13 protein-coding genes are annotated in these 14,815 nt (G+C 53.1%); 1 reads left to right on the forward strand and 12 read right to left on the reverse strand.

Annotation, left to right across the window (positions count from 1 at the left end):
- Window positions 1–146: 146 nt before the first annotated feature.
- The 12 genes from rplS to pilM all read right to left on the reverse strand — a co-directional run bounded on the left by rplS (window position 147) and on the right by pilM (window position 11,960).
- The gene (gene rplS, locus EV680_RS09920) at window positions 147–512 is read right to left on the reverse strand and encodes a 50S ribosomal protein L19 (protein ID WP_132954580.1); all 366 of its coding nucleotides are present in this window, start codon (window positions 510–512) and stop codon (window positions 147–149) included.
- Window positions 513–514: 2 nt separating this feature from the next.
- Window positions 515–1,273: a tRNA (guanosine(37)-N1)-methyltransferase TrmD gene (trmD, locus tag EV680_RS09925; RefSeq protein ID WP_132954581.1), complete on the reverse strand. Its 759-nt coding sequence runs from the start codon at window positions 1,271–1,273 to the stop codon at window positions 515–517.
- Complete coding sequence (gene rimM, locus EV680_RS09930; RefSeq protein WP_132954582.1) at window positions 1,273–1,782, reverse strand: ribosome maturation factor RimM; 510 nt, start codon at window positions 1,780–1,782, stop codon at window positions 1,273–1,275. Before rimM ends, trmD begins: the two co-directional genes overlap by 1 nt.
- 16 nt (window positions 1,783–1,798) lie before the next feature.
- Window positions 1,799–2,047: a 30S ribosomal protein S16 gene (gene rpsP / locus EV680_RS09935; RefSeq protein WP_132954583.1), complete on the reverse strand. Its 249-nt coding sequence runs from the start codon at window positions 2,045–2,047 to the stop codon at window positions 1,799–1,801.
- A gap of 76 nt (window positions 2,048–2,123) precedes the next feature.
- On the reverse strand, window positions 2,124–4,370 hold the full coding sequence (locus tag EV680_RS09940) for a bifunctional acetate--CoA ligase family protein/GNAT family N-acetyltransferase (protein ID WP_165870935.1): 2,247 nt from the start codon (window positions 4,368–4,370) through the stop codon (window positions 2,124–2,126).
- Between the two features lie 735 nt (window positions 4,371–5,105).
- Window positions 5,106–6,191: a 3-dehydroquinate synthase gene (gene aroB / locus EV680_RS09945; RefSeq protein WP_132954585.1), complete on the reverse strand. Its 1,086-nt coding sequence runs from the start codon at window positions 6,189–6,191 to the stop codon at window positions 5,106–5,108.
- A gap of 3 nt (window positions 6,192–6,194) precedes the next feature.
- Entirely contained in the window at window positions 6,195–6,728 is a 534-nt protein-coding gene (locus EV680_RS09950) for a shikimate kinase (protein WP_132954586.1), read from the reverse strand.
- 61 nt (window positions 6,729–6,789) lie between these two features.
- A complete protein-coding gene (locus EV680_RS09955) occupies window positions 6,790–9,021 on the reverse strand; it encodes a type IV pilus secretin PilQ (RefSeq protein WP_132954587.1) in 2,232 nt (743 codons plus the stop codon).
- A gap of 18 nt (window positions 9,022–9,039) precedes the next feature.
- On the reverse strand, window positions 9,040–9,576 hold the full coding sequence (locus EV680_RS09960) for a pilus assembly protein PilP (protein WP_132954588.1): 537 nt from the start codon (window positions 9,574–9,576) through the stop codon (window positions 9,040–9,042).
- Between the two features lie 26 nt (window positions 9,577–9,602).
- Complete coding sequence (locus tag EV680_RS09965) at window positions 9,603–10,238, reverse strand: type IV pilus inner membrane component PilO (protein ID WP_132954589.1); 636 nt, start codon at window positions 10,236–10,238, stop codon at window positions 9,603–9,605.
- A gap of 2 nt (window positions 10,239–10,240) precedes the next feature.
- Window positions 10,241–10,861: a PilN domain-containing protein gene (locus EV680_RS09970; RefSeq protein WP_132954590.1), complete on the reverse strand. Its 621-nt coding sequence runs from the start codon at window positions 10,859–10,861 to the stop codon at window positions 10,241–10,243.
- A 1-nt stretch (window position 10,862) separates the two neighbouring features.
- On the reverse strand, window positions 10,863–11,960 hold the full coding sequence (pilM, locus tag EV680_RS09975) for a type IV pilus assembly protein PilM (protein WP_132954591.1): 1,098 nt from the start codon (window positions 11,958–11,960) through the stop codon (window positions 10,863–10,865).
- A gap of 154 nt (window positions 11,961–12,114) precedes the next feature.
- Between pilM and EV680_RS09980 the strand changes: the two genes are divergently transcribed.
- A complete protein-coding gene (locus tag EV680_RS09980) occupies window positions 12,115–14,502 on the forward strand; it encodes a penicillin-binding protein 1A (protein WP_132954592.1) in 2,388 nt (795 codons plus the stop codon).
- Window positions 14,503–14,815 lie beyond the last annotated feature (313 nt).

A 14,815-nucleotide genomic window follows, 5' to 3' on the forward strand; every position in this document is an offset into this window, starting at 1 on the left:
TCGTACAGTCTGTATTCAAAATATTTTAATCTTTGAAATCCTTTTTGAATGAGGCTTTCATTAATTTTCAGCTTGAAATTTGTCTCTCGTGCGGCAATAAAAAATACCCGCTAAAAGCGGGTATTGAGCCATTGGGCGGCTGTGAATCAGCCTTTGCGTGCCGGCAGTTTTTCTTTGATGCGGGCAGCTTTACCAGTGAGGCCGCGCAGGTAGTAGAGCTTGGCGCGACGCACGTCACCACGGCGTTTAACTTCGATTTTTTCCACTTGCGGAGAGTAGAGTTGGAAAGTACGCTCAACGCCTTCGCCGCTGGAGAGCTTGCGCACGATGAAGTTGCTGTTCAGGCCGCGGTTACGGCGGGCGATGACCACGCCTTCGTAAGCCTGCAAACGGCTGCGGCTGCCCTCAACCACGCGCACGGATACCACAACGGTGTCACCCGGTGCAAATTCGGGGATGGCTTTGTTCAAGCGAGCAATTTCTTCTTGCTCTAATTGTTGGATCAAGTTCATTTTTAGTCCTGGTTATAATGGGATTCTCGTTCCTCTTGCTTTATTTCATGTAAGAGCCTAGATTCCTGTGGGGTTAATTCGCGCTTTTCCAATAAATCGGGGCGGCGCGCTAAAGTGCGTTGCAGCGATTGCTTTAATCGCCACTGTGCAATCAGGGCGTGGTTGCCCGAGCGCAATATCTCGGGAACCGCCATGCCCTGAAATTCTATCGGGCGGGTGTAGTGTGGGCAGTCGAGCAGGCCGTTGGCAAAAGAATCTTGCTCGGCCGACTGCATATCGCCCAACACGCCGGGCAGCAGCCTCAACACGGCATCCATCAGCATCATGGCGGGCAATTCGCCGCCGGAAACCACAAAGTCGCCAATGCAGATTTCTTCATCGATGCTTTGGGCAAGCACGCGCTCGTCTATGCCTTCGTAGCGGCCGCAAACCAAAATCAGATTATCCAAACGAGCCAATTCGCCGACTTTTTGATGGTCGAGCGGCCGGCCTTGCGGGCTCAGATAAACGGTTTTGCTGCTGCCTGTGTGTTGTGTACGGGCTTCTTCGATGGCTGCCTGCAAGGGCGGTGCCATCATAATCATGCCGGGGCCGCCGCCAAATGGGCGATCGTCGATGTAGCCCAGTTTATTGTCGGCAAAGCGGCGCGGGTTGATGGCGTTGAATTGCCATAAATCCTGCTTTTTTGCCCGTCCGGTTACGCCGTATTCGGTAATGCTGTCAAACATTTCCGGAAATAGGGTAATGGCCTGGATCAACATCAGTAATCCAAGCCCCAGTCGGCGGTGATGGTGCGGCTGTCGTTATCGACATGGTCGATATAATGGGCAACGAAAGGAATCAGCTTTTGGCCGTGCTCGCCGTTGACCATCAGCACATCGTGCGCGCCGGTTTCCATCAGATTGGCAACTTTGCCCAATTCGATGCCTTCGCGGTTGACAACACGCATGCCGACCAGATCTGCCCAGTAATATTCGCCTTCTTCGGCGGGGGCGAAATCGGCGCGGTCGATTTCGATGGTGTAGCCGCGCAGGGCAAAGGCTTCGTCGCGCCCGTCTATGCCGGTGAATTTAACCTGCAATTCGCCATTGGCGACTTTGCCGGCTTCTAATGTAACGCTTAAATTCTGACCGTCTTTTGAGAGCTGCCACTCGGGGTAGTCCAGCAGGCTGTCGGCGTGCTCGGTGTTGGCGGCGATTTTAAGCCAGCCTTTTACGCCGAAAACGCCTTTGATGTAGCCCATGGCTACCAGTTGTTGAGTGTCGGTCATGGCAGTGTTGCTTGGCTTAGGCGGCAGCTTGCTGCTCTTTAACCAGCTTGGCAACGGCTTCGCTCATTTGCGCGCCTTGGCCTACCCAGTGGTTCAAGCGCTCGGCGTTGAGGCGCACGCGCTCTTGCTTTTCGTTGGCAACGGGGTTGTAGAAGCCTACGCGCTCAATAAAACGGCCGTCGCGGCGGTTGCGTGAGTCGGCAACCACTACGTTGTAAAACGGACGGTGTTTTGAGCCGCCACGGGCTAAACGGATAACTACCATGTTGATTCCTTCTGTGAAAATCGTGGATATAGAAAACCGCTAATTTTAGGGCAGTTTGTGGTTGCTATGCAAGCATTTATTGCCTTGATTTACGTTTGGTGTTGTTTGCAGGCGGCAAAAGGTCGAGTATGGCTTCGGCTATTTCCGAATCGTGGGGCGAGGGTGAAAGTGTAAAGCCGAGTTTTTCGGCCAGCTTCAACATCGGCAGATTGGATTTGAGGATTTCCGCACCCATGCGCCGATAGCCTTGGCGGGCGGCTAAGGCGATGATTTCCTGCATTAAAGCAAAAGCCAAGCCTTGGCCGTGCATGCTTTCGGCCACGCTGATGCCGAATTCGCATTGCTCGGGAAAGTGTGTGCAGCTGAAGCGCCCCACGCCCAGCAGCTTGCCCTCGGCATCTTCGGCGGTAAACGCGCCTTCGCGTTGGTAGTCGAGATTGCAAAAGCTGGCAAGCGTGCTTTGGCTGAGCGCTTTCACATGCGCCATAAAGCGGCTTTGGCGGCTTTTTTCCGGTAGGTTTTGCACATATTGCTGCTCAAGCTCGGCATCTTCAGGTGTCATCGCGCGGATGGGAATGGTTTGGCCGTTTTTGAGGGTGAACAGCGGCTGCTCGGCGCGGGGGTAGGGGGTGCGCACATTGATGGCGGTGTGCGCGGCGGATGCGGGCGTAGCGGTGATTTTCACGTTGCCATCGGGCTGAAGCGTGAGGTCGAGCCGGTTGAGGTGTGGCGCGTGGGTGAGCAGCGCGTTGAGGCTGTAGAGCAGCTGGTAGATGGTTTTTTGCTGGCGCTTCAGGCCGAATTGCTGTATCAGCCGTTCGGCTTGCAAGGTGTTGAAGGGAGGCAGTAAAGCCATGGTTTGCGCGGCGCTGCGGGCAAACAAAGCGACACCATAACGGGGATGGATATGAAACAACAGCGCAATATCGCCGGCGTGTGTTGGGGCAGTGTGTTCGGGCAGATGCAGGGCTTGGGCGAGCTGCGCAGGCGTGGGCGCTTGCGCGGCGGAGAGTGCGGCCAAGTCGGGCATTTTCAGATAGGCCGGCCGGGGCTTGGCGGTTTGGATGCGCAAGGCTTTTAATTCGTGGTTGTGGTGGTGGTAGAAAAAAGCCCGCAAAGCCTGGCCGGTGTTGCGAAATTGCAGCAGGCCGTCTGAAAGCGGGCTGCTGATAAATAATGGCTTTTGGTGTTGTTGCTGCAATTGCTGCAGGGCGTGGGTGATTTCGGCTTCGTTGCTTTGAGCGGTAGGCACCACCAGCGCGAGCAAGGCTTCGGTGTGGTGGCTTTGCAGATTGTTTTCGGCCAAGCCGCGGTAGTGCAGGGTGCTGGGGTTGCTGCCGATATAGCCATTGTGGCTTTCAGACGGCGTGTGGTTGCGGTCGGCCATTTGCAGGGCGATGCCGAATGAGGCTGCTTGTGATTGCAGCCAGTCGCAAGGCGTGTTGGCAATCACATGCAGCTTTTTGGCATCGAGTTTGCCGCAAGCCAAGGCATGGATAGCGGCGAGCATTTCATCGGGCGTGAAGGTAACGAGAAAGCCGCAATAGCGCGAAAGGTGGCGCAAGATGGCTTGCTCTTCTTCGTCAGCATGGTGGGTGCAGTGCAAAATCACCGATTTTTGGCGTGTCAGGTGGCGGATGGCGCTGAATAAATCGCGCAAAGGCTCGTCGGGATTGTATTCAAGCACAACCAAGCGGGTGAGCGGGTCGCTATCGAGGGCATCAAGCAGCTCGGCGGAATGGGTTTGGCCGAGGCCCGGTTGCAGGCTGATGTGGCGCGATAAGCCCAGTTTGGCGCGGGAAAGCACCGATAATATGCCGGCACCGGTGGCGGCATGCCAGCTGATCACGGCCACATTGCCTGCGCTCAAGCGGGCAGGATAGATGCCGCTGTTGAGTCCGTTGGCGGGCACTTGGATGGCGGCCGGGGTGCAGGCGGTGATGTGCAAGCCCAAGCGGGCGGCGCTTTGGATGGCGGCCTGCGCTTGCGGCAGGGCATCGGCAGATTGGTTTTCCCAATCCTGCACCAGCACCACATGGCGTATCTGCTTTTTGTGACAGGCTTTAAACAAGGCTTCGTAGCTTGCGGCGGGAGTGAGAATCAGCGCCACATCGGCCGCTTCGCTGATGCGGCTGAGGTTTGGATAGGCTTTGAGGCCGCCTACGCTTTTGTGACGCAGGTTGACTGGGGTGATTTTGCCTTGAAACGGCGCGCGCAGCAAAGCGCTTAACACGCGCTCGCCTAAGCTGTGCGGCCGCTCGCTCGCGCCGATAACAATGATGTGCTGCGGTTCAAATAGTGCATCAAAAAGATGTTTGCTCATAAATGAATGCTCCCTGCTTTCAGACGGCCTCAATGGACTTATCTTAATATAAATAAACGATATAAACAAACACAGGCCGTCTGAAAAAAAATGATGCAAAACATGCAGATTCGGATGGGGTTTGCGCAGCGTGTGGATGACCATGCGGCAGGATGCGGGTAAGCTGTTTTGATGTGGAATCAAGGATGAGCGTTGTATGATGCCTGTTCAAATAAATAAACATCATTGCATGGCACGAAAAGGCCGTCTGAAAGGGTTTCAGACGGCCTATGGGCTTTGTTGCAACTTAAAACCGATGCGTGCGCAATGTATGCGGATTATGCTGCTTTGGGTGGCGTGCCTACCTACGCAGCTGCATAATGGCCATTTAAATAGACATTATCAACATGGCATGCAGAGGCCGTCTGAAAACCTTTCAGACGGCCTTTGTTATATAGTGAAATGCAAGAAAAGTGACACGGAACGCCATTTTACAACGGCGTAGGTTGGGTTGATAAACCCAACGTTTCAGACGGCTTGTGGATTTGTTGGGTTTGCAACCCAACCTACCCGCTGAAAAGCTTTCATACCAATCCAAAAAATAACCTAACTTCGTTGTCTCGCCTTGCCGTACTATTTGTACTGTCTGCGGCTCGCCGCCTTGTTAGCTTACTTTTTTGAATTGGTATCAGACGGCCTTTGTCATATTGATGAGTGCGCTGCGGCATTTATTTTGACATTCAAACAAGCGGATACTCACGGAGCCAAATAAGGTGCGAGGGTTTGGCGCAGAATATCGGTGTCGGTGATTTCGCTGATATTGGCTTCGCCCAAACGGTTTAGGCCGATAAATCGCATGATGCCGCTGCTGACTTTTTTGTCGTGCTGCATGTGGGCGAGCCAGCGCTCGAAGCTGAAACGCGGCGGCGCCACCGGCAGGCGGGCTTTTTGCAGCAGGGCGGTGGCGCGTGCGGTGTCGGCGCTGTTCAGACGGCCTTGTTGCTCGGCCAGGCGGCAGGCCAGCACCATGCCGGCGGCCACGGCTTCGCCGTGCAGCCACACGCCGTAACCCATTTCGGCTTCGATGGCGTGGCCGAAGGTGTGGCCGAGGTTGAGCCAGGCGCGTATGCCTTGCTCGGTTTCGTCTTGGCCGACAATCTCGGCTTTCATGGCGCAGCTTCGGCGCACGGCTTCGGCCAGCGCTGCGGGCTCTTGCTGCATCAGCGCATCGATATGGGCTTCGAGCCATTCAAAAAAAGCCAGGTCGCCAAGCAGGCCGTATTTAATCACTTCGGCCAGGCCGGCAGATAATTCACGCGGCGGCAGGCTGGATAACACGCTCAAATCGGCGAGCACCGCTTGGGGCTGGTAAAAAGCGCCAATCATGTTTTTGCCCAAGGGGTGGTTGATGGCGGTTTTGCCGCCCACCGATGAATCGACTTGGCTGAGCAGGGTGGTGGGAATTTGGATAAAGGGTGCGCCGCGCTGGTAGGTGGCGGCAGCAAAGCCCACCATGTCGCCGATCACGCCGCCGCCCAGCGCAATCAGCGTGGTTTTGCGCTCGGCGCGGTGCTGCATCAGGCCGTCGAAAATCAGGTTGAGGGTTTGCCAGTTTTTGTATTGCTCGCCATCGGGCAGGATAATGCTGAAATGGGCGATGCCCAGTTTGTCTAAGGCCGTCTGAAGCGTGTGCAGATAAAGCGGCGCCACGGTTTCATTGCTGATGATGGCGGCGCTTTTGCTCAAATAAGGTTTCAGCAGCGTGTCGGCTTGTTCCAGCAGGCCGGAGCCGATAAAAATGGGGTAGGCGTGAGACGGGGTGTTGACGGTTAGGGTGTGCATAAATTATTTCCGGGCATGCAGGGTGTGTAGCAATTGCTGGATGGTTTTCTGGCAGCTGTGGCGGTTGACATCAAACACGATGTGGGCGGTGCTGCGGTAAATGCTGTCGCGGATATCGTAAAGCTCTTGCAGCTTGGCCAGCGGATTTTCCACTTGTAAAAGCGGGCGGTTGCTGTCGTGGCGGGTGCGGTTGAGCAGGGTTTCGGGGTGGGCGTGCAGGTAAACCACAATGCCGCGCGTGCGCAGCTTTTGGCGGTTTTCTTCGCGCATCACCGCGCCGCCGCCGGTAGCCAGCACGATATTGCTGCGGCTGCTCAGCTCATCGATCACGGCGCTTTCGCGCTCACGAAAGCCTTGTTCGCCCTCGAGCTCGAAAATGGTCGGCACCGACACGCCGGTGCGGGTGCAGATTTCATGGTCGCTATCATAGAATTCGCGCCCCAGCTGCCGCGCAATCTGCTTGCCCAGCGTGGTTTTGCCGGCACCCATCAAGCCGATTAAAAAAATATTGCCTGCTATGTTTTTCATAGCAGGCATTGTAAACGAAAATTTTCAATCGGTGTTTACTACATCGCAGGCAATATGCACAATCAATGAATCAGTAGCGCAAGGTGCTGCCCATATTGTCCATAATGCGCGGGGTGATGAAAATCAGTAATTCGCGGCGGCGTTCTTTGCGCGCGCGCGATTTAAACAGGTTGCCGACCACCGGAATATCGCCCAGCAGCGGTACTTTGTTTACCACATTGCTGCTTTCTTCTTCATAAATGCCGCCCACAATCAGCGTGCCGCCGTCTTCCACCATGGCTTGGGTTTGCAGCTGCTTGGTGCTGATACACAGCGTGGGCACGCCGCTGGCGGTACAGGCTATCGGATTGTCTTTATTTATTTTCACATTCATGATGATTTGGCCGTCGGGCGTGATATTGGGGGTAACGGTTAAACCCAGCACGGCTTTTTTAAAGGTAATCGAGGTGGCGCCGCTGGAAGTGGATTCTTCATACGGAATTTCTTGGCCGGATTCGATCACCGCTTCTTTGCGGTCTTGCGTCAACACGCGCGGATTGGAAAGCACTTTGCCTTTGTTTTGCTCCTGCATGGCGGCAATTTCCAACCCCAGCGCACCCGAAGCCAGCGAATGCACCAGCGCAATGCTGGAAGAAGCAGCCGACACCGGCAGGCTGATATTGGGATCGAGCGCAAAGTTGGCCAGCGTGGGCAAAACGCGGGCGGTGTAGCCGCCGCTGGCCGCATCCTGTGCTGCTGCGGCCAGGTTGGCTTGGGTGGCGGCATCGCGGGCACGTTGATTGGCCTGATAGGTATTATGATTGGTCAGGGCATTGCTCCAGTTGGAACCCCAGCTGTTGGTGCCGTTGGAGCCGGCATAGCCGAATTTCACGCCGATTTCGCGCGAGAAACCGTCATCGGCTTCAACAATGCGCGCTTCCACCATCACTTGGCGGGCGGCCACATCCAGCTCTTCAATCAGCTTTTGGAATTTTTGAATCACGGCGCGGTTGTCGGTGATGATCAAGGTGTTGGTGGCCGGATCGATCAGGGCGCTGCCGCGGCTGCTCAGCAAGGTGTTGCGGTTGCTGCTGCTACTGGAGCCGTCTTCATCAATGCGCAGAATTTTGCGGAATTCTTCTACGTTTTTGTATTTCAGCTGGAAGGTTTGCGAGAAAAGCGGCCCCAGCTCTTCGATTTCTTTTTGCGCCTGCAAGGTGGCTTTGTCTTGATTCAGCAATTCTTCGCGCGGGGCGATATTGATGATATTGCCTTGGCGGCGCATATCGAGATTGCGCGCCTGCATTACCAAATCCAGCGCTTGATCCCACGGCACATCTTTCAGGCTGAGGGTCATTTTGCCGTTTACGCTGTCGCTGGCCACAATATTCACGCCTGATTCTTTGGCCAGAATCTGCAAAATGGTGCGCACGTCTACATCTTGGAAATCCAAAGAAATGCGGCGGCCGCTGAAAGATTTTTGATTGGCAGCCGCGCTGAGGCCGCGAGATTCCATATTGCTCTTTTGGCTGATTTCAAAGCTGTAGCGGCCGTTGCCCGATTGGGTGCGCACATCCCAGCTGCCTTGGTTGCGGATAGTGAGCTGGGTGTTGTTGCCGATGCGCTTGAGGGTGACATTGCGCACTGGGGTGTTGAAATCAGACACATCCAAGCTGCGCTGCGCTTGAGCGGGCAGCGGGTAGTTTTTCAGGGTGATTACCAAGCGGTCGCTTTGCTGCTTGATGTCGGGCTCGCCGGTAAAGGCGGGGGCGTTGAATTCGATGATGCCTGAATTGCGGTTGCCGCGGCGGAAATCAATATTGGCGCCGGCCACAGCTTGCTCGGCGCGGGCGCGGGGTGCGGGCGGTGCAACAGGCTCGTTGCCCAGCGTGCGGCTGCTGATGCTCTCGGCTGCTGCGATGGTTTGCGTTTGCTCGGCCGCTTCGCTCACATATACCCACACTTCATTACCCTTGATTTGGGTGTTGTATTGGCCGGCTTTGCTCAAGGCCAGCAAAATGCGGGCGCGGTCGTTGTTTTGTGCGGCGGTAATCTGCCCCAGCAGCGGGTCGGCATATTCCAACACCGGCTGCGCCAATTGGATGCCGGTGCCCGGGAAATCGAGCGCAATGCGGGCGGGTGTGGTGGTGATAAAGCCGCTGGGCGACACCACATCTTTATCAAACTTGATTTTGATGATTTTTTGGTTGTCCGGCAGCGAAGACACATTAATATCGGTAATGTTGCCGGCAAAAGCGGCCGGCATGGCCAGGCTCAGGCTTAATGCGCAAAGCGTTTTGATGGTGATCGGTTTCAGTTTCATAAGAATTTGCCCCTTAAATTATTTGCTGTTTTGGCCGGCTTGTGCGCCGTTGTCCGCTGCATTGTTCAGCGGTAATTCGGCATTGCGGAAAATCCAGTTGCCGTAGCTGTCTTCCACCACTTCCACCAAGGTGATTTTATCTGAAGTGATGGATTGGATGCGGCCATAGTTTTGGCCGATGTAGTTGCCGGGTTTGACGGTGTAGACATGGCCGTCGGCTTCTACAAAACCGGAAATGGTGCGGCCTGCCGTTAAGGTGCCGACGTATTTCAGGTTTTCCAAGCTGAAACCCTCCAGCAGCTCTTTGGGCCGGTGGGTGTCGGGCGCATTCACGCCTTGCTGGGCGAGATTGAGGCGCTTGCTGTTGAAAGCATTCAAACCGCTGAAATTGGGCGGAGTGTAGCTTTGAACCGGCGTGATGCTGGGGGCTTCAAAAGGCTGGATACGGGTTTTGGCTTGTTGCTGTGTTTGCTGCATCCATTCGCGCAAATCGCTGTGTTGCGGGCCGCAAGCGGCTAAAAGCAACAAACACGGGAGTAAGATATGAGTTTTCATGTCGTTTTCTTCTGTTATTTGTTATTTTATTTGCTTTTTTCGGCTTGCGCTTCGCTGGCGGCGGCCAGCTCTGCGGCCACTTCATCTGCCGGGCGTGCTTTGTAAGTGTTGGCCGTGGCGCTCAAGGTGAGCGTGTTGGCTTTTTCATCAGCTTTCAGGTTGACCGAATCGAGCGTGATGATGCGCGAGAGCGCGCCCACATCACGGGCAAACTGGCTGATTTGGTTGTAGTTGCCGGTGGTGGCGATGCTGTAGGGCAACACTTGGATGGGGCCGTCGTTGACGGGTGGCTGCGGTGTTACGCTGTCCATGCGCAAGCCGTTGGTGGCGCCGGCCTGATGCAGCTCTTGTATCAGGTTGGGAATTTCAGCATCGGTGGGCAGCTGTTTGAGCAACACATCAAATGATGAATGAATGGCGGCTAATTCTGCTTTGAGATTATCGAGGCTGGCCGCTTGCAGGCTTTTTTGCTCATAAGTGGCCTTGAGCTCGGTTTCCTTGGTTTCGGCATTATTCAGCATTTCAAGCTGCGAGCGGAACAGCAAAAAATAGCTGAATACCAAAATAGCCAAAGCCGCCAGCGCGGCCAGCAGCAATTTGGCCGGCATGTTGAGCTGGTGCAGCGAATTGATATCGAGATCGGTCAGTTTTTTATTTGCCATGATTATTGTGCCTCCGGTGTGGCTGCGGATGCGTCCCCGCTGGGGGTTGGCTCAACGGTTTCTGCATCGGTTGCGGCCGGTGCGCTCTCGTTTAATGAGACTTTCAAGGTGAAGTCTTGAGCGTTATCCACTTTTTTGATGCTCAGCAATTCCGGTTGCAGGAATACGCCGGTGCTGGGAATGGAGCGCATAAACATGGCGATCCGGTTATCGCTGGTGGCTTTGCCGCTGATGGTATAGGTGGTGGGGCTTTCTGCACTGATGGCGGTTAGGTAGGCGCCTTCGGGAATCAGCACATTCAGCGTGTCGATAATAGAGGCCGCCTGAAAGCGCTTGGCTTGAAGCTCTTCCACTTTTTGTTTGCGCGCCAGAAAATCCTGTTTTTCTTGCTCTAATTTTTTGATTTCGCCCAATTGCTCATCCAGTTTGCTGATTTCCGAGGTGAGAAATTGGTTGCGCTCTTCCTGGCGGTCGATTGCTTGGTTGATGCCCAAATAGGCCAAGGCCGACAAGCCTGCGCCAACGGCCAATGCAAGCAGCATCAGCGCCTTGAATTGTTGCTTTTTCTTCTGCTGGATTTCCTCGCGGTAAGGCAGAAGATTGACTTTAATCAGTTCTATCATTTTATAAACCCCGTAATGCCAAGCCGAATGCAAGTGTTAAAGATGGTGCGTCTTGTTGTAATTTTGGTATGTCGATGTGGCTGCTGTTGGTTGCATACAATGCCGGATGAATGCACTCTGTGGCCGTGTTGGTTTGGGAAAACACGGTTTCGGCCAGCCCGGCTTGCTGTGAGGCCGTGCCAGTGAGCAGGATATGCTTCACGCTTGAAAATTGATCGCTGGGCTGGGTGGTGTAATAAAACTGGAGCACCCGTTGGATTTCCTGGGCAACCTGAATGTTAAAGCGATCGGCAATCTGAGTTTGATAATCGGCAGGTTTGCTTGCCGAAAGAATCATTTGATCGGCTTTTTCTTCCGTTACTTGATAAGTGCGCTGAATCAGCTGGTTTAATTGCTCGGTGCTGACGGAAGTTTCCTGCTTGTAGAGCATTTGGCCGTTTTCTACAATCAATGCATATAGCTGTGTGGCATGAATGCCGATAACGGCGATTTTTTCATTCGCCAATTCGGGCGCATGCTGATTGATCCAAAATGAAAATGCATTGCTTTGGGCAAACAGGTCGATATCCAGGAAGGCCGGAGAGAGGCCGGCGCTTTCCAGCATTTCGATGCGCGGCTCGATGTCGTCTTTTCTGGCGGCAACCAGCAACAGCTTTTGGCCGGGCGGCACAATCGATGTGCCTGTGACTTGGTAGTCGTAATTCATTTCTTCGAGCGGCCCGATTTGGGCAATTTCAAATTCGGCAAAGCTTTCCAAACCTGACTCGGCCTCTTTTGCATTGAAAACAGGCGTTTCGATGGTGGTGAGGTTTTGTGGTAATGCTGCAACAATGTTCTTATTGTTGCTTTGCAATTGAGCGTAGGAATGGCGCAAATAAGAAGTGAGCTGCTCATAGTCTTGAATTTTGGCCGCTTTGATAATATTTTTGGGCAGCGCAGTGATAACGTATTTTTCCAGCTGAATTTGGTTTAAACTACGGCTTGAAAGCTGAACCATCGTGATGGCGTGCTGGGTGATATCAATGCCTATTGCTGCACGGTTTGAAAGCGTTGGTGAAACTTTAGTGTTTGTATTTTTTTGTTTTTTTGTAAAACGCATAATGTTGTTTCCTGCCCGTTAAGTGAGTAATGTTTTGAGGCCCCTGTGTTTGAAATATTTTCAATATGGGCGTGGCACCGAAACCCGGATAGTGAAAATATTGCGTTATTTTACTTTATTTAATGCTCTTGATGGCAATATTTATTAACTAGTCATGATTAAAAAAATTATAACTACCTGTATCGGTCTGATTTTCGGCTTGGCACTTTTTGCCGTGGGCTTGCTGGCGATTGCCATATTGGTCACTTATCCGAAGCTGCCTTCTCTGGAAACCGTGCAGCATTATCAGCCGAAAATGCCGCTGACCATTTATTCTTCAGACGGCAAAATCATTGGGATGTATGGTGAGGAGCGACGCTCTTTCACTAAAATCAATGATTTTCCGCAAAACTTGAAAAATGCCGTGATTGCCGCGGAAGACCAGCGCTTTTATCAACACTGGGGTGTGGATGTGCTCGGTGTTGCGCGTGCCATTATCGGCAATATCACTTCGGGCGGCGTGCAATCGGGCGCCAGCACCATCACGCAGCAAGTGGCCAAAAACTTTTATCTGAGCAATGAGCGCACTTTTACCCGTAAGTTTAACGAGGCGCTGCTGGCCTATAAAATCGAACAATCTTTGAGCAAAGATCAAATTTTAGAATTGTATTTCAATCAAATTTATCTCGGCCAGCGAGCCTATGGTTTTGCGGCGGCCGCTCAGATTTACTTCAATAAGCCGGTGCAAGAGCTGACCTTGGCAGAAGCATCTATGTTGGCGGGCTTGCCTAAGGCGCCTTCTGCTTTCAACCCGGTGGTCAATCCCGAGCGCGCTAAATTGCGCCAAGCCTATATCCTGAACAATATGCAGGAATTGGGCATGATCACGCCGCAACAAAAAGCTCAAGCGATGGCGGAGGAATTGCATTATGAGCGCTTTGTTCAGCAAATCGACCAAAGCGCATTGTATGTGGCGGAAATGGCGCGCCAGGAATTGTATGAAAAATATGGTGAAGATGCGTACACGCAGGGCTTTAAGGTTTATACCACGGTAAATTCTGAAAACCAGCGCGTGGCCACAGCAGCATTGCGCAAAGCATTGCGCAATTTCGATCGGGGCAGTCGTTATCGCGGTGCCGAGCATTATCTGGATTTAAGTAAATCAGAAGATATAGAAGAAACCATCAGCCAATATTTGTCTTCCCTCTATACGATTGACGGCATGACGCCTGCTGTGGTGGTGTCTGCAAATAAACAAGGTGTGACCATCCAGCTGCCCAATGGTGAGCAAACCACTTTGAAGCAGGCTAATTTGGGTTTTGCTGCGCGGGCGGTGAATAATAAGCAGATGGGTGATGCGCAAATCCGCAAGGGTGCGTTGATTCGGGTGCAAAAACGGAGCAACGGTGGCTGGACTGTGGTGCAGGAGCCGCTGCTGCAAGGTGCGTTGGTGTCGCTGGATACCAAAACCGGCGCAGTGCGTGCGCTGGTAGGCGGCTACGATTTTCACAGCAAAACCTTTAACCGTGCCACTCAGGCGCAGCGGCAGCCGGGCTCTTCTTTCAAGCCGTTCGTTTATTCTGCTGCATTGGCTAAAGGGATGACGGCTTCGACCATTGTGAATGATGCACCGCTGTCGCTGCCGGGAAAAGGGCCTAATGGCTCCACTTGGAATCCAAAAAATTCAGACGGCCGCTACGCAGGCAACATCACCTTGCGTCAAGCATTAACGGCATCCAAAAATATGGTTTCCATCCGGATTTTGATGTCTATCGGTGTGGGTTATGCGCAGCAATATATCCAGCGGTTTGGCTTTTCGGCTTCTGAAATTCCGGCCAGCTTGTCGATGGCGCTGGGCACGGGCGAAACCACGCCGATTAAAATGGCAGAAGGTTATGCCGTGTTTGCCAATGGCGGTTATCGGGTGTCGTCTTATGTGATTGATAGAATTTATGACAGCCAAGACCGTTTGCGTGCGCAAATGCAGCCTTTAATCGCTAAAGAAAATGCCCCTCAGGCCATCGATCCGCGCAATGCCTATATTATGTATAACATGATGCGCGATGTGGTGCGATATGGCACCGCCACACGTGCCAATGCGCTTGGCCGCTCAGATGTTGCCGGTAAAACGGGCACCACCAACGATAATAAAGATGCATGGTTTGTTGGGTTTAACCCCGATGTGGTTACTGCGGTGTATATCGGTTACGACAAGCCGCAAAGTATGGGGCGTGCGGGCTATGGTGGCACTATTGCACTGCCTGTTTGGGTGGATTATATGCGCTATGCTTTAAATGGTGTGGCGAGCAAAGGTTTGAGCGCACCTGCTGGTGTGGTGAGCAGGGACGGGGAGTATTATTTGAAAGAGCAGCAATCCACGAACCCCGCGCTGCCATTGGATAATCGCTCCAGCCGCCCGCTCAACTCGAATGAGCAAGATGGTGCAACAGCTGCTCAGAATCCGACAGGTAGCGCGGATAACGCCGGCGCTGGCAATGAACCGGCGGCACCTGCTGCGCCTTCCGGCGGCAGCCAAAAAGGGCAATTGGATTCTTTATTTTAATTTTGATAGATGAGGATTATTTGCTTCGGCCGGGCATGAGATAACAATACGAGTGAATGCAGTCAGGTTATTTTAGGGTTGGCAGATAAAAAGCCGAAACCGTATCAACGGGTTTCGGCTTTTTTATGTTGGAATGTCTTGTGTGGGTTGGATCGTTATTAGATGGGTTGAAGCGGGTTTATAGCAGTTAAAGTGAGGGTTTAATTTTTTGTGTTAGATATAGTGAAATGCTCAAAAAAGTTACACAAGATTCAAGAACCAAAACAGTAAAGTTTCTACACAGGAAATCCGCCATTCACGCCTGATCTTTTTA

The organism is Uruburuella suis (genome assembly GCF_004341385.1).
Taxonomy (GTDB): domain Bacteria; phylum Pseudomonadota; class Gammaproteobacteria; order Burkholderiales; family Neisseriaceae; genus Neisseria; species Neisseria suis.